At 67.9% G+C, this 25,011-nt stretch carries 22 protein-coding genes and 1 tRNA gene; 11 read left to right on the top strand and 12 right to left on the bottom strand.

Annotation, left to right across the window (positions count from 1 at the left end):
• The first annotated feature begins 87 nt into the window (after positions 1-87).
• The gene (locus ACLD0U_RS00950) at positions 88-2,178 is read left to right on the top strand and encodes a bifunctional lysylphosphatidylglycerol flippase/synthetase MprF (RefSeq protein WP_410339556.1); all 2,091 of its coding nucleotides are present in this window, start codon (positions 88-90) and stop codon (positions 2,176-2,178) included.
• Between the two features lie 9 nt (positions 2,179-2,187).
• On the opposite strand, the gene ACLD0U_RS00945 is transcribed toward ACLD0U_RS00950, so the two are convergent.
• From ACLD0U_RS00945 to ACLD0U_RS00935, 3 genes are all read right to left on the bottom strand, one after another.
• Positions 2,188-2,820, bottom strand: coding sequence for a hypothetical protein (locus ACLD0U_RS00945; RefSeq protein WP_410339555.1), 633 nt, complete (start codon positions 2,818-2,820; stop codon positions 2,188-2,190).
• 153 nt (positions 2,821-2,973) lie between these two features.
• Positions 2,974-3,065: transfer RNA gene (locus tag ACLD0U_RS00940), tRNA-Ser, on the bottom strand.
• Positions 3,066-3,122: 57 nt separating this feature from the next.
• Entirely contained in the window at positions 3,123-4,136 is a 1,014-nt protein-coding gene (locus ACLD0U_RS00935; protein WP_410339554.1) for a LacI family DNA-binding transcriptional regulator, read from the bottom strand.
• A 148-nt stretch (positions 4,137-4,284) separates the two neighbouring features.
• Between ACLD0U_RS00935 and ACLD0U_RS00930 the strand changes: the two genes are divergently transcribed.
• The 5 genes from ACLD0U_RS00930 (at position 4,285) to ACLD0U_RS00910 (ending at position 10,644) form a co-directional block, all read left to right on the top strand.
• Complete coding sequence (locus tag ACLD0U_RS00930; RefSeq protein WP_206821127.1) at positions 4,285-4,665, top strand: L-rhamnose mutarotase; 381 nt, start codon at positions 4,285-4,287, stop codon at positions 4,663-4,665.
• Complete coding sequence (gene rhaI / locus ACLD0U_RS00925; protein ID WP_410339553.1) at positions 4,662-5,825, top strand: L-rhamnose isomerase; 1,164 nt, start codon at positions 4,662-4,664, stop codon at positions 5,823-5,825. The genes ACLD0U_RS00930 and rhaI overlap by 4 nt, the downstream gene beginning before the upstream one ends.
• Before the next feature lies 1 nt (position 5,826).
• Positions 5,827-7,125 (top strand): MFS transporter, encoded by a 1,299-nt coding sequence (locus tag ACLD0U_RS00920; RefSeq protein WP_410339552.1) that lies wholly within the window; start codon positions 5,827-5,829, stop codon positions 7,123-7,125.
• 76 nt (positions 7,126-7,201) lie between these two features.
• Entirely contained in the window at positions 7,202-9,238 is a 2,037-nt protein-coding gene (locus ACLD0U_RS00915; protein ID WP_410339551.1) for a bifunctional aldolase/short-chain dehydrogenase, read from the top strand.
• A complete protein-coding gene (locus ACLD0U_RS00910; protein ID WP_410339550.1) occupies positions 9,235-10,644 on the top strand; it encodes a rhamnulokinase in 1,410 nt (469 codons plus the stop codon). Before ACLD0U_RS00915 ends, ACLD0U_RS00910 begins: the two co-directional genes overlap by 4 nt.
• 19 nt (positions 10,645-10,663) lie before the next feature.
• On the opposite strand, the gene ACLD0U_RS00905 is transcribed toward ACLD0U_RS00910, so the two are convergent.
• The 9 genes from ACLD0U_RS00905 to ACLD0U_RS00865 all read right to left on the bottom strand — a co-directional run bounded on the left by ACLD0U_RS00905 (position 10,664) and on the right by ACLD0U_RS00865 (position 19,132).
• Entirely contained in the window at positions 10,664-11,521 is an 858-nt protein-coding gene (locus tag ACLD0U_RS00905) for a MurR/RpiR family transcriptional regulator (RefSeq protein WP_410339549.1), read from the bottom strand.
• Positions 11,499-12,317, bottom strand: coding sequence for a phosphonate ABC transporter, permease protein PhnE (gene phnE, locus ACLD0U_RS00900; protein WP_410339548.1), 819 nt, complete (start codon positions 12,315-12,317; stop codon positions 11,499-11,501). The genes ACLD0U_RS00905 and phnE (ACLD0U_RS00900) overlap by 23 nt, the downstream gene beginning before the upstream one ends.
• A complete protein-coding gene (gene phnE / locus ACLD0U_RS00895) occupies positions 12,314-13,153 on the bottom strand; it encodes a phosphonate ABC transporter, permease protein PhnE (RefSeq protein WP_206550567.1) in 840 nt (279 codons plus the stop codon). Before phnE (ACLD0U_RS00895) ends, phnE (ACLD0U_RS00900) begins: the two co-directional genes overlap by 4 nt.
• A complete protein-coding gene (gene phnC / locus ACLD0U_RS00890; protein ID WP_179409161.1) occupies positions 13,150-13,935 on the bottom strand; it encodes a phosphonate ABC transporter ATP-binding protein in 786 nt (261 codons plus the stop codon). Before phnC ends, phnE (ACLD0U_RS00895) begins: the two co-directional genes overlap by 4 nt.
• Before the next feature lie 19 nt (positions 13,936-13,954).
• Positions 13,955-14,968 (bottom strand): phosphate/phosphite/phosphonate ABC transporter substrate-binding protein, encoded by a 1,014-nt coding sequence (gene phnD / locus ACLD0U_RS00885; protein WP_206550568.1) that lies wholly within the window; start codon positions 14,966-14,968, stop codon positions 13,955-13,957.
• Between the two features lie 47 nt (positions 14,969-15,015).
• Complete coding sequence (locus ACLD0U_RS00880; protein WP_410339547.1) at positions 15,016-15,684, bottom strand: haloacid dehalogenase-like hydrolase; 669 nt, start codon at positions 15,682-15,684, stop codon at positions 15,016-15,018.
• Positions 15,685-15,764: 80 nt separating this feature from the next.
• Positions 15,765-16,397: an amino acid deaminase gene (locus ACLD0U_RS00875; protein ID WP_410339546.1), complete on the bottom strand. Its 633-nt coding sequence runs from the start codon at positions 16,395-16,397 to the stop codon at positions 15,765-15,767.
• Between the two features lie 8 nt (positions 16,398-16,405).
• A complete protein-coding gene (locus ACLD0U_RS00870) occupies positions 16,406-17,665 on the bottom strand; it encodes an LCP family protein (protein ID WP_224817194.1) in 1,260 nt (419 codons plus the stop codon).
• An 84-nt stretch (positions 17,666-17,749) separates the two neighbouring features.
• Complete coding sequence (locus ACLD0U_RS00865; RefSeq protein ID WP_410339545.1) at positions 17,750-19,132, bottom strand: sulfatase; 1,383 nt, start codon at positions 19,130-19,132, stop codon at positions 17,750-17,752.
• Positions 19,133-19,358: 226 nt separating this feature from the next.
• On the opposite strand from ACLD0U_RS00865, the gene ACLD0U_RS00860 reads away from it, so the two are divergent.
• The 5 genes from ACLD0U_RS00860 to ACLD0U_RS00840 are packed head-to-tail and all read left to right on the top strand — an operon-like array spanning position 19,359 to position 24,918.
• Positions 19,359-20,462 (top strand): ABC transporter permease, encoded by a 1,104-nt coding sequence (locus ACLD0U_RS00860; protein ID WP_224817192.1) that lies wholly within the window; start codon positions 19,359-19,361, stop codon positions 20,460-20,462.
• Between the two features lies 1 nt (position 20,463).
• Positions 20,464-21,378 carry an ABC transporter permease gene (locus tag ACLD0U_RS00855; protein ID WP_206550572.1) on the top strand — a complete coding sequence of 305 codons (915 nt, stop codon included), beginning with the start codon at positions 20,464-20,466 and terminating at the stop codon, positions 21,376-21,378.
• Positions 21,375-22,415, top strand: a complete 1,041-nt coding sequence (locus ACLD0U_RS00850) for an ABC transporter ATP-binding protein (RefSeq protein WP_206550573.1) — start codon at positions 21,375-21,377, stop codon at positions 22,413-22,415. The genes ACLD0U_RS00855 and ACLD0U_RS00850 overlap by 4 nt, the downstream gene beginning before the upstream one ends.
• On the top strand, positions 22,412-23,245 hold the full coding sequence (locus ACLD0U_RS00845; protein ID WP_410339544.1) for an ABC transporter ATP-binding protein: 834 nt from the start codon (positions 22,412-22,414) through the stop codon (positions 23,243-23,245). The genes ACLD0U_RS00850 and ACLD0U_RS00845 overlap by 4 nt, the downstream gene beginning before the upstream one ends.
• Before the next feature lie 23 nt (positions 23,246-23,268).
• Positions 23,269-24,918, top strand: a complete 1,650-nt coding sequence (locus tag ACLD0U_RS00840; protein ID WP_206550575.1) for an ABC transporter substrate-binding protein — start codon at positions 23,269-23,271, stop codon at positions 24,916-24,918.
• The last annotated feature ends 93 nt before the right edge of the window (positions 24,919-25,011 follow it).

Genomic DNA, 25,011 nt, shown 5'->3' with positions numbered 1-25,011 from the left:
CTCGTGCGACGCCACCCCGCAAAGGCGGGGGCGAGCATGTGGAGTTCAGCCACCCACCAGTCGACCGCCATCGCTATCGTGTTGTGCATGCGCGACGCAGAGAAGCCCACGCAGCCGAGCACCAGCCCCTTCCTGAGCGTGCTCCGCCGGCTACCGGCAACCATCGCGTTCGTCGCGATCCTGCTGGCCTGCGGCATCGTCTCGCAGGGGCTCTGGCGACCGTTCGAAGACAGCGCGGCATTCGAAGCCGTGGCCTATGGCCTACCCGCGTTGGAGGCGGGGCGCTGGTGGACGCCACTCACCGGAACCTTCTTCGTCGTGCAACCACTGGTGTACATTCCCACGCTCCTCATCCTGTGGGGCTTCGCGGTGCTCGAGTACCTGCGCGGGTGGAAGGTCGCCGTGGCGTACTTCGCGATCGGCCAGCTCTTCGCCATCTTCGCCTCCGCCCTGCTGCTGTGGCTGTTCGCACTCATTCCGAACTGGGCGTGGGCGGCAGAGCAGGCGGCGACCCTGGATGTGGGCCCCAGCGGCGGAGCGTTCGCCTGCATGGCCGCTGCCGCCGCGCTGTTCGCGTCGCCCTGGCGGGTGCGGGTGCTTCTGCTGCTGATCGCCGTGGCCACGATCGGACTGCTGTTCCTGGGCACCGTCGCCGACCTCGAGCACGCGGTCGCGCTCGCCCTGGTCCTGCTGGTCGACCGCTCGCTGCACGTGCAGCGTGCGACCGTACGCGAGCAACGGTTCATCGCCTTCATCGGAGTGCTCGCGTTCGCGGCGATTCAGGTGATCTTCGCCTTCGTACCCACCGATGGCCCCTTCGGCACCTCCGCACCGTTGGCCGGCCCGTGGTGGACGACAGCGGTCGAGACGCTGATCGTCGTGCTCATCGCCGACGGGCTGCGCAGGGCGCGTCGCTGGGCGTGGGTCGTCTCGCTTGTACTGCTGGGCATCAACGCCCTGCTCGGCGTGCTGTTGCTTGCGTTGCTCGCAGCCGCTGACCAGGCCGATGTCCACGCGGCGTTCGACGGTGGCGTGGCGCTGACGATTGCCACGGCGGGCGTCGCTCTCGCCGTGTTCATCTACCTGGTGTGGGTCCGCGCAGCCTTCCCGCCGCGCCACAGGCGCACACTGTCTCCCGGGCATCCCACCGACCACGACGAGACGAAGAAGCTGCTGCGCGCCCATGGTGGCGGCACGCTGTCGTGGATGACGACGTGGGAGGGGATGTCGACGACCCATACCGAGCACGGGTCCGTCGCGTATCAACAGCGCGCCGGTGTCGCGCTGGCCCTCGCCGACCCTCTCGGCCCAGAAGAAGGTCGCTCCGCGTCGGTCGCGGAGTTCATCGACGACGCCGAGCGTGCCGGCCTCGCACCCTGCTTCTTCAGCGCCGGGGAGGCCACCCGCGCTGCCGTTCCTGCGACGTGGCGCAGTCTCGTCGTGGCCGACGACACCATCGTCGACCTGCCCGGCCTGGAGTACACGGGCAAGCGATGGGCATCCATCCGCACCTCGATGAACCGGGCCGGACGCGAAGAGATGACGTTCCGCATGTCGACGCTGCGCGACGAATCGTGGGGCGTGCGCGCGCAGCTGCATGCGATCTCGGAGATATGGGTCGGCGACAAGGGGCTTCCCGAGATGGGCTTCACCCTCGGTTCGCTGGAACAGGCCGAAGACCCCGAGGTGCGGATCGCCCTCGCGCTCGCTCCCAACGGCGACGTCGACGGATTCCTGTCGTGGCTGCCGGTCTACGGCGAGGGTCGGGTGCGCGGGTGGACGCTGGATCTGATGCGGCGCCGCGACGGAGGGTTCCCCCCGGTCATGGAGTACCTCATCGGCATGTCGGCCGCTCACTTCCGCGACGAGGGGGCCGAGATTCTGTCACTGTCGGGTGCGCCGCTGGCGCACGAGTACCCGCCGGATGCCCGAGTGATCGCCGATCTCAGCGACAAGCTCGCCGACATGCTCGAGCCGGTGTACGGGTTCCGTTCGCTGCATCGCTTCAAAGAGAAGTTCCATCCCCGCTACGAGACGCTCTACCTGCTCTACCGCGACGAGGGCGATCTGCCGCGGATCGGACTCGCGCTCACGCGCGCATTCCTTCCGGATGCCACCGCACGCCAGTTCGCCAGCGCCGGCCTCGAACTCGTTCAGCGCGGAGGCGAGCAGGAATAGCGCCGACGCCTACGTGGCGGTGGAAGAGTCGAACACCGGCACCGTCGCTGAACGTGTGCGGGTGGAGAGGGCTACTGCCAGGACTCCGAGCCCGAAGGTGATCGGCAGGTAGCCGAGGGTGCCGAGAAGAGGAAGGACGTCCCCCATCGCCATGAAGGTGTTCGGGGAGGCGACGGCGACCAGCGCCGGGATGAGCGACGTGACCGTTCGGATGCCGAGGGCCCACAGCGGCGCCCAGTTCCATGGGGCGGGGACGACCCCGGCCCGGGCGACCTGCATGGCTGCGATCAGCCCGAACATCAGCGGGACCACCCAGGAGAGATAGCTCCAGATCGGCCAGAACGCCGCGTCTGGCCCCAGCTGAGAGCCTGTGGCGAGGCTGACCAGGGTGTCGGTTGCCGGCCACAGTGCGACGACGGCGGCGGCCGCTATGCCCAGCGGCTTGCGTGCGATGACGCTGTCTTCACCGACCAGCCCGATGGCGAGGAGCAGGATTGCGGCGGCCCATGACAGGTCGCTCAGCAGCAAGATGACGGTGCTCGCCCCCGGAACTCCCGACAGGGCACTCGTCGACATTCCGAAGACACCGCTGCCGATCAGTCCGATCCCGCCCGCCAACCATGTGAGCCGTCGTCCACGCATGCGCCCAGGCTACCGAAGGTGCGCGATCCGACTCGCTGACCCAAGAGACGCGGAGAGATCGTCTCGCAGGTACGCGACCTAGTCGCTGGCGCGCGACGTCCGAGAAGAGCAAGGTCAAGCGCACCCACAAAACGGGTTCCGACCAGGGGAAAATGGCGGAGACGGAGGGATTTGAACCCTCGGTCCCCTTGCGAGGACTCCACCTTAGCAGGGTGGTGCACTAGGCCTGACTATGCGACGTCTCCGTGCGTCCGTTCCGAAGAGTGGACGCGCCTAGCCATCATAACGGTTCGCCGGGCCAGTCACGAATCGAGCACCGCGGCGCTCGACGAACGAGCGATCAGCTCCGGCCGAAAGCGCACACTGCCAGCGCTACCCGGAGCTTCGAGCTCCTTCAGCAGCAGGTCAACAGCGGTCCATCCGATCAGACGGGCAGGCTGACGCACCGAGCTCAGGGGCACGACGGCAGCCGCGGCGAAGTCGATGTCGTCGTATCCCACCAGGGCGATGTCGTCAGGCACCCGCACCTGCGACCCGAAGCTCAGAGCCTGCAGCAATCCGACCGCGAGCAGGTCATTCGCCGCGAACACGGCATCCGGCCGATCCGCAGCATCCCGCGCCACGAGCGCCTCTCCGGCAGCGCGCCCCTGCAGCACCGTCAGCGACGGGCGCTCGATCACCTCCAGAACTGCATCGTCGACCTCGGCCACGGCGTCACGCACTCCCTGCAGCCGGTCGGCGACCTGCCGCACCGACGATGGTCCGCCGACGAACGCGAGGCGCCGACGGCCGGCGGCGAGCAGATGCGCCGCAGCAAGTCGACCACCCTCGACGTCGTCGACCGACACCGACGGAAATGCGCCACCACGATCCTCACGGTCGACGAGCACGGCCGCCATACCCCCGGCATCGAGGCGGTGCAGCACGGCGAGATCGTCGGATGCCGGCGTCAGCAGCACTCCGTTGACGCGCTGCTCGAGGAACAGGTCGAGGTAGGCGCCCTGTCGCTGATCGCTCTCGTCGCTGTTGCCCAGCAGCACGGTCATCCCTGCTTCGGCGGCGCGGTCCTCGGCCCCGCGGGCGACCTCGGCGAAGAACGGGTTGCCGATGTCGGGCACGACGAGGCCAATGCTGCGACTGCGCCCCGCGCGCAACTGGCGGGCCGCGTCATTGCGGACGAACCCGAGCTCATCGATGACCCGCTGCACGCGCTCAGCCGTGCGAGGCGAGACCAGCTCGGGCCGATTGAGCACGTTCGAGACGGTTCCCACCGAGACGCCGGCCGCAACGGCAACATCCTTCACGCCCACTGCCATCCGTCTTCCCCCTCCACCGCGGCCTCCCCACACGCTACTCGACCGGCTTTCCACCCGCCGCGCACAACGGTTTTGACTTCCCCGATACGGGCACCTAGAGTGCTCTGAAACGATTCATATACGTCGGACTCAACGAGGAGATTCACCCATGCCCCGCGTCGCCTTCCAACTGCAGGTGCGCCCTGAACTGCTCGACGAGTACCTCGAGCGTCATTCGCCGGTCTGGCCCGAGATGCTCGCCGAGATCGCCGCATCCGGCCGCCGCAACTACTCGCTCTTCCTCGGCGACGGCGGCCGCCTCTTCGGCTACTACGAGACCGACGACGACGAAGCCGCACAGGCCTACCTCGCCGAATCCCCCATCGCGACGCGCTGGGAGGCCGAGATGAGCCGGTTCTTCATCGGGCTCGACGGCCGTCCCGACCAGGCCGCGACGCGCCTGCCCGAAGTCTTCAATCTGGACGCCCAGCTCGCCTCGGCATCCGACGTTCCCGCATCCACCCCCGACAACGAAAGCAGTCCATCGTGAGCATCCTCACACCCGACATCCGCTCTCAGCTCGAGCGGCAGTCGATCGAACTCCCCTCGTGGGCGTTCGGCAACTCCGGCACCCGCTTCAAGGTGTTCGGCACGCCCGGCACCCCGCGCGACCCCTTCGAGAAGATCGCGGATGCCGCACAGGTGCACAAGCACACCGCGCTCGCCCCGGTCGTCGCACTGCACATCCCGTGGGACATGTGCGACTTCGACGCCCTGCGCACGCACGCCGAAGACCACGGCGTCGCACTCGGAACCGTCAACTCGAACACCTTCCAGGACGACGACTACAAGTTCGGTGCGCTGACGCACGAAGACGCGACGATCCGCCAGAAGGCGATCGACCACCACCTCGCGTGCATCGACGTGATGGATGCCACCGGCAGTCGCGACCTGAAGATCTGGCTCGCCGACGGGTCGAACTACCCCGGCCAGGCAGACATGCGCGGCCGCCAGGATCGCCTGCAGGACTCCCTCGAGAAGATCTACGCCCGTCTCGGCGCCGAGCAGCGCATGGTTCTGGAGTACAAGTTCTTCGAACCGGCGTTCTATCACACCGATGTTCCCGACTGGGGCACCAGCTACGCGCAGGTCGCCTCTCTCGGCGACAAGGCCATGGTCTGCCTCGACACCGGCCACCACGCGCCCGGCACAAACATCGAGTTCATCGTCATGCAGCTGCTGCGCCTCGGCAAGCTCGGCTCGTTCGACTTCAACTCGCGCTTCTACGCCGACGACGACCTGATCGTGGGCGCGGCCGACCCGTTCCAGCTGTTCCGCATCCTGTTCGAGGTGGTGCGCGGCGGCGGGCTGAACAACCCCGATGTGGCGTTCATGCTCGACCAGTGCCACAACGTCGAAGACAAGATCCCCGGTCAGATCCGCTCGGTGCTCAACGTGCAAGAGATGACCGCGCGCGCCCTGCTCGTCGACCGCGACGCGCTGAGCAGTGCCCAGAAGAGCGGCGATGTGCTCGCCGCCAACGCCGTCTTCATGGACGCGTTCTACACGGACGTCCGCCCGGCACTGGCCGAGTGGCGTGAGTCACGGGGACTGGCAGCCGACCCGATGGCCGCGTACGCCGCATCCGGATACCAGCAGAAGATCGCCGCCGATCGCGTCGGCGGAACCCAGGCAGGATGGGGAGCCTGACATGACCACCACCTCCATTCGCCGGCCGCTCACGGCCTGGAAGGCGACCATCGCCGTCGCCATGTCGAACTACATCGAAGCGGGCGCCATCATCGCTCTCGCCACCAGCCTCACGCTGTGGCAGGCCGAGTTCGGCTTCGACAACGCCGCCGTCGGTCTCGTCGCGGCCCTCAGCGCCAACGCGTTCGGCGCCGCGATCGGTGCCGCCATCGGCGGTCCGCTCTGCGACCGCCTCGGCCGCAAGTTCATCTACACGTACGACCTCATCCTGTTCATGGCCGGTGCACTGGTGGTGACGTTCTCGACGAACTTCACCATGCTGCTCATCGGCGTGATCATGATGGGCGTCTCGGTCGGTGCGGGCGTGCCCGCTTCGTGGACCTACATCGCCGAAGAGGCCCCCAGCGAGCAGCGCGCCGCACACGTCGGCACGGCCCAGCTGGCCTGGTCGATCGGCCCGGCCGTGGGCTTCCTGCTCGCCGTGATCGTCGGCCCGCTCGGCATCGTCGGCGCGCGTCTGATCTTCTTCCACCTCTTCGTCATCGCCGCGATCACGTGGTGGGTGCGTCGCGGACTCCCCGAGTCGCGCCGTTGGAAGGAGCAGCGCGAGGCCGAGCGCGCCAGCGGCCAGAAGGTGTCGCTGTTCTCGGGCATCGGCGGACTGCTGTCGAACAAGAAGAACCTCGGCGCGCTGGCCTTCTTGCTCGGCGTGTACGGCCTGTGGAACACCGTCGCCGGGCAGGCCGGTATCTTCCAGCCGCGCGTCTACGAGGCGGCGGGACTCGAGGATGCCACCCAGCAGAACCTGCTGCAGGTGCTCGTCTGGACGCTGACCGCCGCGGCGACGTACTTCGGATTCATGCGCTACGGCGACCGGGTCAGCCGCCGCTGGCTGTACTTCGGCGGCGCACTGCTGGGCGTCATCGCCTGGATCGTGCTGATCTACGCCCCTCCCGGAATGTTCTCGCTGCTGTTCTTCGCCACCGCGTGGGGCATCTCGGCCGGTGTCGGCGCGCAGGCGTTCTACGGCCTGTGGACGGCTGAACTGTTCGCGACGAAGTACCGCGCCAGCGCCCAGGGCATGCTCTTCATGCTCGCCCGCGTCATGGTCGGCCTGCTCAGCCTGGTCTTCCCCGTGCTGCTGGAGTCGATGGGCCTCGGCAAGCTCGGTCTGCTCATCATCGGGCTGCTGGTCGCCGCTCTGCTGATCGGCACGATCTGGGCGCCCAAGACCGAAGGCAAGTCGCTCGACGAGATCGAGCGCGAGCGCTACGGCGAGCCGGTGGCCAGCGCACGCTGACCACCACGAGGGGGCGGGCGCCACGCCGCCCCCTCGTCCTCATCCTTCTCACCATCGCATCCTCAAAGGACCCCGCATGACCACCCCCACCCCCGCCGCACTGATCGCACGGTCGAACCGCCTCGGTGCGGACCCGAAGAACACCAACTACGCCGGGGGAAACACCTCGGCCAAGGGCGTCGACACCGACCCGGTCACCGGACAGCCGGTCGAACTCATGTGGGTGAAGGGGTCGGGGGGCGACCTGGGCACGCTCACCGAACAGGGTCTGGCAGTACTGCGCCTCGACCGCATGCGCGCGCTCGTCGACGTCTACCCCGGCCTCGACCGCGAAGACGAGATGGTCGCCGCGTTCGACTTCTGCCTGCACGGCAAGGGCGGTGCAGCGCCGTCGATCGACACGGCCATGCACGGGCTGGTCGACGCCGCGCACGTCGATCACCTGCATCCCGACTCGGGCATCGCGATCGCGACCGCGGCCGACGGCGAAGCGCTGACCGCGAAGATCTTCGGCGACAAGGTCGTCTGGGTGCCGTGGCGACGCCCCGGCTTCCAGCTCGGCCTCGACATCGCCGAGATCAAGAAGCAGAACCCGCAGGCGATCGGCACGATCCTCGGCGGGCACGGCATCACCGCCTGGGGCGACACCTCGGACGAGGCCGAGGCGAACTCGTTGTGGATCATCGACACCGCCGCGGCCTACATCGCCGAGCACGGAAGCCCCGCCCCGTTCGGCGCAGCGCGCGCCGGTTTCACCGCGCTGCCCGACGCCGAACGCCGCGCCCGCGCCGCTGCCCTCGCCCCCACCATCCGCGGGATCGCCAGCCACGACAAGCCCATGGTCGGTCACTTCACCGACAGTGACGTGGTGCTCGACTTCCTGGCATCCGAGAAGGCCCCGGCGCTGGCAGCCCTCGGCACCAGCTGCCCCGATCACTTCCTGCGCACCAAGGTCAAGCCGCTGATCCTCGACCTGCCGGTGACCGCCACCGTCGATGAGCAGATCGCTCGGCTGCACGAGCTGCACGCCGAGTACCGCGCCGACTACCAGGCCTACTACGACGCGCACGCGACCGCTGACTCCCCTGCGATCCGCGGCGCCGACCCGCTGATCGTGCTGATCCCCGGTGTCGGAATGTTCTCATACGGCGCGAACAAGCAGACCGCTCGCGTCGCGGGCGAGTTCTACGTCAACGCCATCAATGTCATGCGCGGCGCCGAGGCGCTCTCGACGTACGCCCCGATCTCGGATGCTGAGAAGTTCCGCATCGAGTACTGGGCACTCGAAGAGGCCAAGCTGCAGCGGATGCCCAAGCCCAAGAGCCACCAGGGCCGGATCGCCTTCGTCACCGGCGCCGCCTCGGGCATCGGCAAGGCCATCGCCACGCGCCTGGCCGCCGAGGGCGCCTGCGTCGTGATCGCCGACCTCGACCTCGCCAAGGCGCAGGCCGCAGCCGCCGAACTCGGCGGCACGGATGTCGCGATCGGCGTCGCCGCGAACGTCGCCGATGCGGATGCCGTCCAGGCGGCTCTCGATGAGGCCGTGCTCGCGTTCGGTGGCGTGGACCTCGTGGTCAACAACGCCGGCCTGTCACTGTCGAAGCCGCTGCTGGAGACCACCGAGAAGGACTGGGATCTGCAGCACGATGTGATGGCCAAGGGCTCGTTCCTGGTCTCGAAGGCCGCGGCGAAAGCCCTGATCGCTCAGCAGCTCGGCGGCGACATCATCTACATCTCGTCGAAGAACTCCGTCTTCGCGGGCCCCAACAACATCGCCTACTCGGCGACCAAGGCCGACCAGGCGCACCAGGTGCGACTGCTCGCCGTCGAACTCGGCGAGCACGGCATCCGCGTCAACGGCATCAACCCCGACGGCGTCGTTCGCGGGTCGGGCATCTTCGCCTCCGGATGGGGCGCCAACCGCGCTGCCACCTACGGCGTCGCCGAAGAGGACCTCGGCCAGTTCTACGCCAACCGCACCATCCTCAAGCGCGAGGTCGTTCCCGAGAACGTCGCCGACGCCGTGTACGTGCTGACCGGCCCCGAGCTGAGCCGTACGACCGGTCTGCACATCCCCGTCGACTCGGGCGTCGCGGCGGCATTCCTGCGATGACGGCGTCAGCAGCCGTCCGCTCGTTCGCCGCCGTCGACCTCGGCGCGACGAGCGGACGGGTGATGATCGGGCGCGTCGGCACCGACGCGCTCGATCTCGAACTCGTGACGCGCTTTTCGAACGGTCCGGTGCAGCGGGCCGATGGCCTGCACTGGGACTTCGGCGCCCTGTACGAGCACGTGCTCGACGGACTCGCCGAGGCCGTGCGGCGTGAGCCCACGATCGAGAGCATCGGCATCGACTCGTGGGCGGTCGACTACGGTCTGCTGCACGATGGCGATCTGCTGGCCGAACCGTTCCACTACCGCGACGATCGCACCGCGCGCGGCGTCGAGGCGGTACACGCAGTCGTCCCCTTCGAAGAGCTCTACCGTCGCAACGGTCTGCAGTTCCTGCCGTTCAACACGCTCTACCAATACCGGGCGGATGCCCTGCTGAGCGACGCCGACACGGCGCTGCTCGTGCCCGACCTGCTCGCCTTCCTGCTCACGGGACGACGGGTCGCCGAGCGCACGAACGCCTCGACCACCGGGCTGCTGCGCGTCGACGATGCGCAGTGGGATCTCGAGCTGGCAGAACGCCTCGGCATTCCCGCCGGCGTCCTGCCGAGCCTGGTCGATCCGGGTGAGACGATCGGTCGCGTCCGCCCCGAGCTCGCGGCGCGGATCGGCCGCGACCTTCCTGTCGTCGCCGTCGCCTCGCACGACACCGCTTCGGCCGTCGCCGCGGCCCCCCTGTCGACGCCGCACGCGGCCTACATCTCGTGCGGCACGTGGGGCCTGGTCGGCCTGGAGCTCACCGAACCGGTCGTATCGGATGCCGCCCGCGCCGCGAACTTCACCAATGAGCTCGGCGTCGACGGGCGCATCCGCTTTCTGCACAACGTCACCGGCCTCTGGCTGCTCAGCGAGACGCTGCGCGAGTGGGAGGCATCCGACGGCGCCCCGATCGACCTGCCAACGCTGCTGGCAGAGGCCGCCGCGACCGCCGGCGCGGTGCCGCTGTTCGATGCGAACGACCCATCGCTCAGCGCTCCGGGCGACATGCCCGCGCGCATCGGCGCACTGCTCGGCGATGCCGCGCCGTCGTCGCGAGCGGCGTTCGTCCGCACCATCGTCGAATCGATTGCGCAGGCCTTTGCGGATGCCATCGCCGACGCCGCGACCCTGGCCGGTCGCCCGGTCGACAGCATCCATCTCGTCGGCGGCGGTTCCCTCAACCGACTGCTGTGCCAGGCGACGGCCGACAGATCAGGTGTTCCTGTCATCGCCGGCCCCGTCGAGGCGACGGCGCTCGGCAACGTGCTGGTGCAGGCGCGCGCAGCCGGTGCTGCTCCCGCCGACCTCGCCGGGCTCCGCGCGCTCGTCGCGGCAACGGCGGACGTGCACCGCTACGACCCACGCTGACCCGGGTACGCGAGGCGCGTCACTCGAGGATGCCGCCGAGCAGCGACACCGAGGTGGCCTGCGCCTCGCGGCCGCGTTCGCCACGGTAGGCGATGAACTGCTCGACGAGCTGTTCGAGCACGAGCATCATCGCCGCCCGCGACGTGTGGATGAGTTCGTCCTGGAAGGTGTCGTTGATCGGCGGCACCACCAGGGTCACATCGGCGATCTCGACGACGGCCGAGCGAGCGAACGATGTGATCGCGACGATGTTGGCGCCACTCGCGCGCGCGGCCCGCATGCCATCGAGCGTGGCCCGGTTCGCCCCGGAGCCCGAGACGACGACGCACAGCGAACCGGCGCCGAGCTGCCGCGCCGAGATCTGCTGCGACAGCGCGTCGGGCAGCATCTCGGCCGGACGCCCGGCCGAGTTCAAGCGCAGCACCAGGTCGATGCCGAGTGCGCCCGAGAGCCCGTTGGCGATCACGAGCACGCGCTGCGATCGGTCGAGAAGCTGAAGGAACCGCAGCATGTCGTCTTCGTTGAGCGCCGCAACCGTGTTGCTCAGTCTCGCGGCGAAGCGTCCCACCCCGGCGCGCACCGCGCCGACCATGGTGCCGTCGCCTTCTTCGAGCGGCATGCTCTCGGTCGCGAGCTCCTGAGCGAGCGCGACGCGCAGCTGCGGGTAGCCCTCGTAGCCGAGTGACTGCGCGGCCCGGATGACCGTGGTGCGGCCGACGCCGACAGCATCCGCCAGGTCCTGCGCCGTGCGCTCGACCGTGCTGTCGCGGTCGGCGAGGATCGCGTCGGCGACCTTTCGCTCCCCCCGTTGCAGCGACGGCAGCAGCGCGGCGATCCGCGCCGATGGTGAGGCGTCAGACGCTCCGTGCCAGCTCACTCGAACGGGCTCCCTCCATGATCCGACGACGCACTGCGCCGGAGATCGCATCGATGGTCATCGTGACAACGACGATGACGATCAGCAGCATGCCGACAGTGTCCCATTCGCGGAACTGCGTGTAGTTGGTGAGCATACTGCCGATGCCGCCGGCGCCGACCATTCCGAGGATCGCCGAGGTGCGGATGTTGATCTCGAACCGGTACAGCGCGAACGACATCAGCGCCGGCGAGACCGCCGGCCACAGCGCCCAGCGCGTCACCTCGGCGGTGGTGCCGCCGGCCGCGCGCACCGCCTCGGATGCCCCTTCCTCGGCTGATTCGATCGCCTCGTACACCCACTTCGCCTGCGTGCCGATGCCGGCGATCCCCAGCGCCAGCATGCCGGTGAACGGGGTGAGTCCGGTGACCGTGAGCAGGATCAGGGCGATGATCACCTCGGGCACGGCGCGGATGACCGCGAACACGCCGCGCAGCGACAGCCGCAGCCACGCGGGCCCCACACCGCGCGCGGCGAGGATGCCGAGCGGGATCGAGATCACGACGCACATGATGGCGCCCAACCAGGCCATCGAGATCGATCGCCACATCTCGATCAGGGCCCGCGGCAGCTTCTCCCAGTTGGGCGGACCGAACATCAATCCCAGGTACTTGGCGACGTTCTCGGGGATCTTCGGGATGTCCGACCACGAGATCGGCAGCCCTGCCGCGGCGATGAGAATCACGAGCCCCACGAGCACCGCGGCCACCGTCTGCCACAGGCGCGAGGGTCGGGCCGGAACGTTCAGCGCGGTCATGTCAGCTTCTTTCGCAGGAAGTTCGAGAGCAGCTCGATCAGCACGACGACGACGAGGATCTCGAGGATGATCACCGACACGTCACCGTAGGCGTAGAAGCCGCGTCGTTCGTCGAGGATGCGACCGATGCCGCCGGCACCCACGAATCCGAGGATCGCCGAGATGCGCACGTTGAGTTCGAGGGTGTAGAGCCACTGATTCGCGAACAGCGGCAGAGTCTGCGGCAGTGCCGTGACCCGGTTGATCTGGAACTGGGTACCACCGGCGGCTTTGCCGGCCTCCATGTAGTCATGGTCGGCCGAGTCGATGGCCTCCGAGACCAGCTTCACGATGATGCCGATATCGAACAGCACGAGCGTGATCATGCCGGGCAGCACTCCGACGCCCACCATCGCCACCAGCACCGATGCGTAGACGAGGTCGGGCACCGAGCGGATCACGTTGATCACGGTGCGCACCGCGGTGCGGCCGAACCGGTTGCCGTTGGTGGGCTTGGACGCCCACAGGGTCAGCGGCACCGAGATGCACGCCGCGATGACCGCACCGACGAGTGCCATCTGCAGCGTCTCGAGCATCGGCTCGATCGTGCGCGGCAGGAAGGCGAAGTTGGGCTGCATCAGCTGCGCGAGCTTGTTGGCGCCGTTCTGCCAGTGCTTGACGATCGATGACAGGTCGATCTCGACGCCGCCGATCGCCGGGATGCACGTGGCGACCGTGAACGCGACCAGCACGGTGACGATCAGCACCGTGCGCCGCACGTTGCGCGGGCGCGGGGGCAGCACCGGCGCGGCTTTCACCGCCGCGGGCGCCTCGGCCACGGGGGCGGGGGCGCTCATCCCGCGGCGCCCAACTGGTCACGCACCTGGATGGGCCGCCCGTAGATCTGCTCGAAGTCGGCGTCGGTCGCCTCGTGCGCCGGTCCGTCGTAGACGATCTCGCCGCCGCGCAGTCCGATCATGCGCGTGGTGTACTCGCGGGCGAGGTCCATCAGGTGGATGTTGACCATGACCGTCAGGCCGCGCTCCTGGTTGATGCGGCGCAGGTCACTCATCACCGCGTGCGCCGTGGGCGGGTCGAGCGAGGCGACGGGCTCGTCGGCGAGCATGATGCTCGGCTCCTGCGTGAGCGCCCGGGCGATCGCCACGCGCTGCTTCTGCCCGCCCGAGAGCGCACCGCCGCGGGCCCAGACCTTCTCGAGCATGCCCACCGAGTCGAGGGCGGTGAGAGCGAGTTCGCGGTCGTGTGCCGACGGCATCCCCAGCAGGTTGCGCCAGGCCGGCGAGTGCGCGAACCGCCCGACGAGCACGTTCTGGTAGACGCTGGTGCGCTCAGCCAGGTTGAATCCCTGGAAGATCATGCCAACGTGGCCGCGCAGTTCGCGCAGACCGCGTCCGCTGAGCGAGGTGACCTCGTGCGGGCCCACGGCGACAGAGCCGTCGGTGGCCCGCACGAGGCCGTTGATCGTGCGGATCAGGGTGGATTTTCCCGAGCCGGAGAGACCGACGATCGAGACCATCTCACCCGCGTCGATCCGCAAGGACACATCCTTGAGTGCCCGGGTGCCGTTCGGATACGTGACCGAGACACCGTCAAGGGCTACGTGCCAGGAGCTGTTCATGGATGTGTCCTCTGGGTGATCAGTTGGCGAACTTCTGCAGGATCTCGCCGTAGCGGTCGATCTCGTCCTGGTTGGTCTCGGCCGTCCAGTCGGTCAGGCTGACGAGGTCGCTCATGACCTGCTTGGCCTCCTCGGACGAGTCGACGTAACCGTCCATCAGCTCGGTGAGCTGGGCGACGAGGTCGTCGGGCAGCGAGCTGCTGACGGCGACGCCACCGTTGGGGATCATGTCGGTGTAGGCGAAGGCGACGACCTTCTCGGCCACGTCGGGGGCCTCCGAGAGCACGCTGGAACGAGCGTCCCAGTAGCCGAAGCTCACCTCGGCGTCACCGTTGTAAACGGCGAGCACGGCGTTGTTGTTGCCCTCGACGGGAACCTGGGTGATGTCCTTGTCGGTGTCGATACCGGCATCCTGCATCGCCACGATCGGGTACTGGTACCCGGCGGGCGAGGTGGCCGCCTGCAGGGCGACCTTGGTGCCCGCGTCGATGCTCTTCAGCGCGTCGAGGCCTGCGGCGCCGGTACCGGTCGCGGCAGCGTCCGCCTCTTCGATGCCGTTGCAGTAGCTCAGGGCGACGTCGTTGGCGGCGTACGTGGCCATCACCGGCTCGTCGTCGCAGTACTTGTCGGGGTTGTTCGTGAACGCGACCGAGGCGTACGAGCTGGCGCCGAAGCGCACGTCGCGCAGGATCAGCTTCGCGTCGTACTGGTTGATCGAGTGGTACAGCGAGCCGGCGTCGGTGATGATGACCTGCGCCTGGTCGGCACCGAGCGCCTCGACCGTGGCGGCGTAGTTGTCGGCGACGACACCGTTGACGGTGATGCCGAGCTCGTCGCTCAGGTAGCTGGTCAGCGGCTCGAGGGCCTCGGCGAGGTCGGCGTTCTCGGTCGAGGGCACCAGCGAGATCGTGATCTCTTCGGGCCACGCGGCGTCGCCGCTCGTGCTGTCGGCCGTGCTCTCCGCAGCACCGCAGCCGGTGAGTGCGAGGGTGGCGGCGGCGAGGACGCCGACCGCGGCGATGGACTTGCGCATGCGCAGATACCTTTCAGGAGGGGTGATGGGTGTGTACTGCGGGAGGGTCAAGCTGTGGGGGTGAGCACCGAGGTCGCCCAGGTGCGGATCGCGGGTGCGACGTCTTCGAGCGTCGTGCCGCGCATGGTCGGCGACTCGGGCGAGGTCTCGGCGGTCGCGCCGACGAGTGCCGTCGCTGCCCCGAGGGCCCGGGCGGGCGCGAGGTCGAAGGCGAAGATGTCGCCGATCGAGAGCACGGGCCCGTCGGCGAGCGCCGTGCGCAGGATCGGTTCGAGCCCGGCTGGCTTGCCGACCGTGAAGTGCAGCGCGGCGAACCGGTCGGCGATGCCCCAGGCGGCGAGAAGCTCGCGGATGCCCTGATCGGGTGCGTTGGTGGCGAGGATGATGCGGATGCCGGGGTCGAGCGCGGCGAGCAGGTCGAGCAGTCCGGGGGCCGGCGAGACGGGGGCATCCGCCGTTCCCAGCCGGGTGCGGCTGTGCGCGTAGGCGGCGTTCAGCGTCTGCTCGTCGACACCGTCGGTGCGGGCGAGGGTGCCGACGACGTCGTAGCCGTCGCGCAGCTCTGACGCGCCGGCGGCGTGCTTGTCGAGTTCGACCTGGACGCGCTCCAGGTAGTCATCAGCAGCAGCTTCGGCGGCATACCGCGCGTATGCGAGGACGGGGCCGTCACCGACGGCGAGGGTGCCGTCGAAGTCGAAGATGATGCTGGGGGTCACAGGCGCTCCTTTGTTTGGACAGTGCGTCCAGACTAGACCGCATTTGTGGACGCGCCGTCTACTAGGAGGTGAACATTCGGTTACGCACCCTCCGATGCGGCCGCGTTCCAGCGCAGACGCGGCTCCGCCACGAACTCCGCGACGACAGCATCCGCGTCGCCGGAGAACGGGAACGTCGTGATCAGGCGCCACGCCCCCTCGACGCGGATGCCATAGATCAGCGCGTGCACGGACGATGCGTCCGCACGCACGAGCACCACACGGGCGTCCAGGCCGCCAAGGCGCACATCACCACGCGCGACCACATCGTCGCCGGGCGCTTCGAGATACGGCAGCGCAGCCGCGGTGACCCGCTGCAGAGGCGTCGTCGCACCGACGTCGCTCAGGTGAAAAGCATCCGGCGCCTGACCGAGGGCGAGCGCCAGCTCGCCGTCCTGCCACCGGTCGCGCTTGCGCCCGTAAGGGGTCACCACCTCAGAGAACCAGTATCCGTACACGTGCAGCACACCCGCGTTGCCGACCGGGTAGTCCGCGTCGATGCCGGCCGCGGCGTGCAGCGCATCGAAAACGTCGACCTCGATGACGGGCCCGCCGGTGTTCTCGTCGATCACCGTCGACAGTCCCCAGTTGGCGAAGCGTCCGTGTCGCGCGTCGGCAGCGATGAAAGCGAGCGCCCGTGCGAGTTCAGGGCGCGACGAAGCAGGGTCCAGCACGGTGATGATCAGCCGCGCACGTTGCCGTTCGAGCAGGTCTGCACGGCCGCGGAGTTGCCCTTGATCGAGTCGGGCAGGGCGACGACGTCCGTCGGCTCGCCGCTCGGCGCCGGTGTCGGCGTCGCGCTGGCGTCACCGTCCTCGACGGGATCCTTCACCACGACACCGTCATTGGCCGTGTTCTCGTGAGTGATCTGCAGCTGCTTGTTGGCCGAGATGGCGTCCCACAGAGCCGTCGCCGCCGCGATATCGGGAACAACCTTGTTCGGGTCGCTCGGGTCGCCGACAGCGGGGTACTGCACGAACACGATGTCCTCGAACGGCACGCTCTTGACGGCCAGGGCGATCTGCACGATCTTCATCGGGTCTGCCAGCGACGTGGATGCCTCGACATTGCTGAGTGCCGTATCGGCCAGTCGAAGCATGACCGGCACATTGCCGAGCACCTCGCTGCTGATCATCTTGCGCGCCAGACTCGACATGTACTGCTGCTGGTTGCCGATGCGCCCCAGATCCGAGCCGTCGCCCACGCCCTTGCGGGTGCGCAGGAACTGCAGCGCCTCAAGCCCCTGCACGGTGTGCTCGCCCGCGGCGAGGTCCAGCCCCGTCGCGCCGTCCTTGATCGGGTTCGCGAGGCAGACATCGACACCGCCGATGGCATCCGTGATCTCGATCACACCGCCGAAGGTGACCTTCGCGGCGAACTCGATGTCCTCACCCGTCAGCGTGGAGATCGTCTTGGCGACGCAGTTCAGGCCGCCCTTCTCACCACCGTGCTCGTAGGCGACGTTCAGCGGCTGTTTGCTCATGGCAGATCGCGTGCTGCCGTTGGCATCGGTGCACTCGGGAATCGGCACCATCAGATCACGCGGAAAGCTGACCGCGGTGATCCTGCGCGGCTCTTCCGAGACGTGCACCAGCAGGTTCACGTCGTTGAGGGTCGCATCTCCCGTGCGATTCTCGCAACGCGAGCGGAGCAGGTGGGCGTACTCCTCTTCGCAGGTGTCGACACCGATGAGCAGGATGTCGAACCCGCCCTCGTACGCGGCGATGTCCGGCGGCAGCTCCTTCTGCCCGTCCAGCTCGACGGCATTGGCGCTGACCGACCCGGTCAGGCTCGTCGCGACGAAACCGAGCACGCCGACGCCACTGACGAGCACGACGACGACGGCGATGCCGACCAGCTTCAGCAGCTGGTTGACCGCCGATGGCGAGTTCAGCTGACCGTGGCGCGCGACCGGGCGCCGACGTGTGCTCGACTTGCTCACTCAATGCCTTTCACCGGAGGGCAGGGATATCCGCAATCTAGCGCGCCACCCTGAGAGAAACCCCGTGACGGCAACCAGGGCACCTCAGTCGACGAAGGGCGCCGGGTAGGGGTTGCGGCGGGGAAGGATGGCGCCGACGTCGAGCAACCAGGCATCGAGTCCCGCCGCGAGTTCGGCGACGGAGTCGGGTTCGGATGCCGCCAGGTCGGTCGTTTCGCCCGGGTCTGCGGCGATGTCGAAGAGGCGCTGCACTCCCGTCTCGAGGTCGCGCACAAGTTTGAGTGCGCCGTGCCTCACGGCGACGGTCGGCTTCCCACCCTGGTTGGCGTAGTGCGGGTAGTGCCAGTAGACGGGCGGCGCCACGTGCCCCGGTTCGTCACGCACCACACGCGCGAGGCTGGTGCCGTCGACGTGCTGCGCGGGTAGCGCGTCGAGACCGGCCAGCTCGAGCAGCGTGGGGTAGATATCGGGCGTCGAGGTGATGGCATCCGACGTGCGCCCGCTCCCCTCGACGCGCGGATCGACGACGATCAGGGGCACGCGCGTGCCGCCATCGTGGATCCACCCCTTGCCCTCGCGCAACGGCAGATTGCACGTCGGCGACCCCTCGGCGGTCGACAGACCGCCGTTGTCGCTCGTGAACACGATGATCGTGTCGTCGGCCTTGCCCGTGCGCCGCAGTGCGTCCATCAGCCGACCGATGTTGTCGTCGAGGTTCTCGATCATCGCCGCATACCCGGTGTCGCTCTGCGCGACGCGACGGCGCACCCGGCGCCCCCGCAGATGCCATGCGGTCATCTCTTCGCCCTCGACGATGTCACCCGCGACGTCGCGTCCGTTCAGCTTGGCCTCGTACTTGTCTACGAGGGCCGGCGGCGACTGGATCGGGGTGTGCACGGCGTAGTGCCACAGATTCAGGAAGAACGGTCGATCATCGGCCGATTCGATCAACGCGATGGCCTCGTCGGTGAGCCGATCGGTGAGGTACTCGCCCTCGGGGCCGTCGGCGAGCCCGCCCAGACCGTAGGGGCTGAAGTACGACGGCGGATGCCCCACGTGAGAGCCCCCGATGTTCAGGTCGAACCCGTGACGGGTGGGCGCACTGCGGCCGTCGCCCAAGTGCCACTTGCCGACGTGCCAGGTGCGGTAGCCGGCGTCGCGCAGCGCCCGTGCGACCGAGTACTCGTTCTCGGGCAGTGCGTGCAGGTAGGGCACGTCCGCGAGTGCGCCGACCCCGTGGCCGCCGATCCAGTCGGTGATCCCGACGCGGGTCGGATGCTTGCCGGTGAGCATGCTCGCCCGGCTCGGCGAGCACACCGACGACGCCGCATACGCATCGGTGAACCGCACGCCCTGCGCGGCGAGCGCGTCGATGTGCGGCGTCTCGTAGAAGTCGCTCCCCGTGCAACCGAGGTCACGCCACCCGAGGTCATCGATCAGGATCAGCACCAGATTCGGGGTGTTCACGCGGGACTCCTGTCGTCGTCGGCACGGGTGTTCAGGCGGTGTGGATGTTTGCGCCCCCAGAGTACATCTCCCCTGCGACACGCGATTCTCACATCCAGACTTGCAGTTGCATTTCGTGTGTGTTTATCGTTTAACTAATCACAAATGATCACCGTCGATCAGACTCCACATGCGGGAGCAACGTCGCCGGGCTCGACCGACATCAACGTAGAGAACAGGCGGCACCGTGACTCCCACGAGATCGAACGACGCCCCCGGCGTCGCCCCTCGCACGCCCCCGACGGACGATCCGCAGCAAGCGCTCGACGCCCCGGCACCGCAGAAGCGGCGCAAAGCGGGCGGCTTCCTGCGCAGGCGCGCGGGCTTTTACCTGGTCACGGCGTGGGTCGCGATCACGATCAACTTCTTCATCCCGCGCCTGATGCCCGGCGATCCCGCTCAAACACTGGCTTTGCAGATCACCCGCCAGACCGGGGCGAGCCTCACGCCCGAGATGATGGCATCGATCCGCAACCTGTACGGAGACCCGAACGCCAACCTGCTCCAGCAGTACATCGACTACCTGACGAGCATCTTCACACTCGACTTCGGCCTGTCGGTGTCGCGCTACCCCGTTCCGGTCCTCGACCTGATCGCCGAAGCGCTGCCCTGGACCCTCTTCCTCGTCGGCGTGTCCACGATCGCCGCGTGGATCATCGGCACCGCACTCGGCATTCTGGTCGGCTTCCGACCCGGTTCACGCCTCGACACCTGGCTCACCCCGGTGTCGCAGTTCTTCTCGTCGACACCATCGTTCTGGATCGCGCTGATTCTGCTCTGGGTGTTCGCGCTCACCCTCGGCTGGTTCCCCTCATCGGGCGGCTACGACCCCAATGTGCCGTTCCAGATCAACAACTTCTGGTTCGTGCTGTCGATCTTCGAGTACGCCGCCCTGCCGATCCTCACCGGGGTGTTCGTCGGATTCTCGGGGTGGATGTTCTCGATGCGCAACATGATGGTCACCACCACCAGCGAGGACTTCGTCACGCTGGCGCGCGGCAAGGGCCTGTCGAACAGCCGAGTGATCTTCCGCTATGCGGCTCGCAACGCGATGCTGCCGAACGTCACGGGCCTTGCCACCGCCATCGGCGGCATCATCGGCGGCGTCGTACTCACCGAGATCGTCTTCACGTACCCCGGCATGGGATACCTGCTCTACCAGGCGATCACCACCAAGGACTTCCCGCTGATGCAGGCGATCTTCCTGATCATCGTCCTTGCGGTGCTGGTGGCGAACTTCATCGCCGACTCGCTGTACGTGCTGCTCGACCCGCGAACCAAGGAGTCCTGAGATGCCTCGCATCATGCGCAATCCCAAGGTCGCCGTCGGCATCGGCATCCTGGGCTTCTTCGCCCTGCTGGCGGTGCTCGGTCCGTGGTTCGTCGAGAGTGTCCTGGGCATCAACCCCATCGCCGTCGACTACGAGGCCATCGCCTCGCCGCCCTCGTCCGACCACTGGCTCGGCACGAACATGACCGGCCAGGATGTGTTCGCCCAGCTCATCATCGGAGCCCGCGGCTCGGTGGTGGTCGGCGTACTCTCGGGCACCATCGCGACCGTGCTCGCCGTGCTCGTCGGCACCGCATCCGGGTACCTCGGCGGCAACACGGACCGCACCATCAATGCGATCGTCAACATCCTGATGACACTGCCCGGCTTCGCGCTGCTGTTCATCATCGCCGGCTACGTGCAGAACCCCGGATATGTGCTCGTCGCGATGGTCATCGGCCTGCTCGCCTGGCCCGGCGGCGCCCGCGTCATCCGCTCACAGACGCTCAGTCTGCGCAGCCGCGATTTCACCTCGGCGCTACGCACATCCGGCGAGTCGACCTGGCGCATCATCGTCGTCGAGGTGATCCCGCACCTCTACGGCATCATCTCGGCGATGTTCCTGACCGCGCTCGTCGGGGGCATCTTCGCCGAGGCCTCGTTGGCGTTCCTCGGGCTCGGCGACACGTCGGGGATCACCTGGGGAACGATGATCGCGCAGGCTCAGTCCTCCGGGGCGATCCTCCGCGGCCAGTGGTGGTACTTCCTGCCGCCCGGGTTGTGCATCGCTCTGATCGGCTTCGCGACCGCGATGATCAACTTCGGTCTCGACGAAGTCACCAACCCTCGCCTGAACGCGACTCTCGCTGCACGCACCCGGGCCTACACCGCCCGCCAGCGGGCCGAGCGCCGCCGCAACAAGGAGGTCGCGGCATGACCGACGCACCCATCCCCCTGCTCAGCGTTCGCGACCTCGACGTCATGTACCTCGGGTTGACCGACGACCAGAACGTCAAAGCGTGTTCCGACATCACCCTCGACGTGCACCGCGGAGAGATTCTCGGAATCGCCGGCGAGTCCGCTTCGGGCAAGTCGACCCTGCTCACCGCGATCACCCGTCTGCAGAACCCACCCGCGGTCACGCCCAAGGGCGAAGTGATCCTGTACGACGAGAAGCACCCGAACGGCATCGACCTCGTGCAGGCCGGCGAGCGCGAGATGCGCGCGCTGCGCTGGTCGGACATCTCGATCGTCATGCAGTCGGCAATGGCCTGCCTGAACCCCGTCACGCGGCTCATCGCGCAGTTCGCCGACACACTTCGCGCCCATCAGCCGCGTATCAGCCGCGCGCAGATCCGCACCCGCACCGCCGAACTGCTGCAGATGGTGGGTATCGCGCCCACCGCGATGGACAAGTACGCCCACGAGCTCTCGGGCGGAATGCGCCAGCGCGCGCTCATCGCCCTGGCTCTCGCCTGCGAACCCGATCTGATCGTGATGGACGAGCCGACGACCGCGGTCGACGTCGTCATGCAGCGCCAGATTCTGACGCACATCCTGCGCCTGCAGGAAGAGCTGGGCTTCGCGGTGATCTTCGTGACGCACGACCTCTCGCTTCTGCTGGAGATGGCCGACCGCGTCGCGATCATGTACGCGGGACGGATCGTCGAACTCGCGCCCGCGCGAACGATCGCCGAGAACCCGCAGCACCCGTACACCCAGGGGCTGCGCAACTCGTTCCCATCGCTGCACGAGCCGCGTCAGGTGCGGCACGGCATCCCCGGCAGCCCGCCCGATCTGCGCGCGCTGCCGAGCGGCTGCCCGTTCCGCGCACGCTGCCGCGAAGCCGTCGAGCAGTGCGGCACAACGCGCCCGGAGCTCGTCGATCTCGGTGTCTCCCGCACGGCATGCCATGTGCGGCACGAGGAGTTCGTCGCCGGCACCGCACTCGCCTCGACAGGAGCCACCCGATGAACACCGCAGAGAGCCCCGTCGTGCTGGCGGCAGACGATGTGACGATCACTTTCGATGGCCGTGACGAACAGGGTCGCCGCACAACGGTCAAGGCCTGCGACGGCGTCAGCCTGGCGCTGCACGCGGGCGAGATCGTCGCCCTCGTCGGCGAGTCCGGTTCGGGCAAGACCACCATCGCCCGTGCGCTCGCGCGTATCCTCACTCCCAGCGACGGCGAGATCCGGCTGCACGGCGCGGCGATCACCAAGCGCACGAAACGCCTGGAGTACGCCAAGCAGGTGCAGTTGGTGTACCAGGACCCGTTCGCATCGCTGAACTCCCTCAAGACGCTCCGCCACATCCTGGGGCGCGTCATCCGCATCCACCACCCGCAGCTCTCGGGCCGTGACGTCGACGCCCGCATCCACGAGCTGCTCGCGCTGGTGGCGCTGACCCCGAGCAAGGACTACATCGACCGCTATCCGACCTCGCTCTCGGGCGGGCAGCGCCAGCGCGTGTCGATCGCGCGCGCACTGGCGGTCGAGCCGAGCGTGATCCTCGCCGACGAGCCGACATCGATGCTCGACGTCTCGATCCGCCTCGACGTGCTGAATCTGCTCGACCGCATCCGCCGCGAGCAGGGCGTCAGCATCCTCTACATCACGCACGACATCGCGAGCGCGCGCTACGTCTCGGATCGGATGTGCGTCATGTATCACGGCCGGATGGTCGAGACCGGCCCGACCGAGGAGCTGATCTCGAACCCGCAGCATCCATACACCCGGCTGCTGCTGGATGCCGCCCCCGATCCCTCGCGCGTGAAGCCGACGCGCGATCCGCAGTCCGTCTGACCCCACCACAACCAGGAGATTCAATGAAGAAGAACAGACTCATCGCGACCGCGGGCGTCGCGCTCGCGGCGTCGATCGCGCTGACCGGATGCTCGTTCGACGCCGGTGCCACGACCTCCGATTCCGATACGCCGACCGTGATCAACCAGATCGGCTGGGGCGGCACCACCTGGACGCAGAACTTCAACCTGTTCTCGCCCACCGGCGTGGCCGTGACTCCGGGAACCGCGTACGTGTACGAGCCGCTGATCCGCATGAACCGCGTGTCGGCCGGTGAGATCATGCCGCACCTCGCCACCGAATGGGGGTTCAACGAGGACGGCACCGAGCTGACCTTCACGCTGCGCGACGACGTCACCTGGGCCGACGGCGAGCCGTTCACCGCGGCCGACGTCGCGTTCACCTGGAACCTCGTCCTGGCCGGCGAGACCCCGCAGGCGTACCCCTTCACGAGCGTCGAGGCGACCGACGAGCACACCGTCACCGTCACGTACGACAAGCAGTCCTTCGCCGACCTGGCGTCGTTCGCCACCCGTCAGATCGTTCCCGAGCACATCTGGTCCGAGCAGAACGTCCGCGAGTGGACGAACCCCGAGCCGATCGGCACCGGGCCCGCCGTGCTCGACAAGTTCTCGCCGCAGCAGATCTCGTTCACGCTGCGCGACGACTACTGGGGTGGTGAGTCGGCAGGCGTCGAGACCCTGAACATGCACGCGGTGACCGGCGACGCGCGCATGAGCCAGCTGATCTCGGGCCAGATGGACTTCGGCACCTTCGGATGGTCGAACGCCGATGAGGAGTTCATCGCCAAGGACCCCGAGAACAACCTCTACGGTTTCTACCCGACCGGCACGTCGGACGGACTGATCTTCAACACCGAGGTCGCACCCTACGACGACCCGCACGTGCGTCGCGCGCTGCGCGCGGCGCTCGATCTGCAGATCGGTGCCGAGATCGCCGCCGTCGGCTACGACGTCCCGACCCAGGCGGGCGTCTCGGACGTCGTCTACGCCGACCAGCTCGCCGAGGGCACCGAGCAGAAGCAGGATGTCGACGCGGCACTCGCGGAGCTCGAAGACGGCGGCTGGAGCGTCGAGGACGGCAAGCTCGTCAAGGATGGCGAGAGCTTCGAGCTGCGCTACGACGTGTACCAGCCCTACGAGGAGTGGGTGCGCACCGGCACGATCATGGCCGACCAGTGGCGGGAGAACCTCGGACTCGACGTCGCGGTCAACCAGATGGCGGATGCCCCGTTCACCGAGGCGAGCAGCACCGGGCAGTTCGGGATGCTGTCGGGTTCGCCGATCTTCGGGTCGACTCCGTACGTGGCGTACAGCTCGATGACCGCTCTCGCCTACAAGCCGATCGGTGAGGCCGCGGTCTACAACCAGGGCCGCTGGCAGAACGCCGAGTTCGACGCCGTCGTCGCCGAGCTGGGTGCGATCGCCCCCGGCTCCGACGCGGCGCGCGCCGCAGAGCTGTCGGCTCAGGCCCAGCAGATCATGGCCGACGAGGCGCCGTTCATCGCCACGGCGACCGCGGGTTGGAAGGCTGTCGCGAACCAGACGCGGTGGACCGGTTTCCCGGTCCCCGGCGAGGACGACTACGCCCCGAATCCGACGCTGCCGGCCGACGCGATTCTCACCATCATGAATCTCGAACCGCGCGGCTGATGCCCGCACGGTCGATGGCGGGGCGGTCTCGACTGCCCCGCCATCGGCATACCCGCTCTGTTCTTCCCCGTCATTCCCCCTGAGAAAGGCCAT

Source organism: Microbacterium sp. 2216-1, assembly GCF_046507855.1.
In the GTDB taxonomy this organism is placed as follows: Bacteria; Actinomycetota; Actinomycetes; order Actinomycetales; family Microbacteriaceae; genus Microbacterium; species Microbacterium esteraromaticum_C.
Note: the sequence above shows the minus strand (reverse complement) of the source record. Positions and strands in the feature narration are given on the sequence as shown.

Bases quoted from the DNA above. Each gene is read 5' to 3' on its own strand.
- ACLD0U_RS00915 (WP_410339551.1), top strand. From the start codon at position 7,202: ATGACCACCCCCACCCCCGCCGCACTGATCGCACGGTCGAACCGCCTC.
- phnC (WP_179409161.1), bottom strand. From the start codon at position 13,935: ATGAACAGCTCCTGGCACGTAGCCCTTGACGGTGTCTCGGTCACGTAT.
- phnE (WP_410339548.1), bottom strand. From the start codon at position 12,317: ATGACCGCGCTGAACGTTCCGGCCCGACCCTCGCGCCTGTGGCAGACG.
- phnE (WP_206550567.1), bottom strand. From the start codon at position 13,153: ATGAGCGCCCCCGCCCCCGTGGCCGAGGCGCCCGCGGCGGTGAAAGCC.
- ACLD0U_RS00850 (WP_206550573.1), top strand. From the start codon at position 21,375: ATGACCGACGCACCCATCCCCCTGCTCAGCGTTCGCGACCTCGACGTC.
- ACLD0U_RS00930 (WP_206821127.1), top strand. From the start codon at position 4,285: ATGCCCCGCGTCGCCTTCCAACTGCAGGTGCGCCCTGAACTGCTCGAC.
- phnD (WP_206550568.1), bottom strand. From the start codon at position 14,968: ATGCGCAAGTCCATCGCCGCGGTCGGCGTCCTCGCCGCCGCCACCCTC.
- ACLD0U_RS00855 (WP_206550572.1), top strand. From the start codon at position 20,464: ATGCCTCGCATCATGCGCAATCCCAAGGTCGCCGTCGGCATCGGCATC.
- ACLD0U_RS00845 (WP_410339544.1), top strand. From the start codon at position 22,412: ATGAACACCGCAGAGAGCCCCGTCGTGCTGGCGGCAGACGATGTGACG.
- ACLD0U_RS00910 (WP_410339550.1), top strand. From the start codon at position 9,235: ATGACGGCGTCAGCAGCCGTCCGCTCGTTCGCCGCCGTCGACCTCGGC.
- ACLD0U_RS00945 (WP_410339555.1), bottom strand. From the start codon at position 2,820: ATGCGTGGACGACGGCTCACATGGTTGGCGGGCGGGATCGGACTGATC.
- ACLD0U_RS00935 (WP_410339554.1), bottom strand. From the start codon at position 4,136: ATGGCAGTGGGCGTGAAGGATGTTGCCGTTGCGGCCGGCGTCTCGGTG.
- ACLD0U_RS00840 (WP_206550575.1), top strand. From the start codon at position 23,269: ATGAAGAAGAACAGACTCATCGCGACCGCGGGCGTCGCGCTCGCGGCG.
- ACLD0U_RS00920 (WP_410339552.1), top strand. From the start codon at position 5,827: ATGACCACCACCTCCATTCGCCGGCCGCTCACGGCCTGGAAGGCGACC.
- ACLD0U_RS00950 (WP_410339556.1), top strand. From the start codon at position 88: ATGCGCGACGCAGAGAAGCCCACGCAGCCGAGCACCAGCCCCTTCCTG.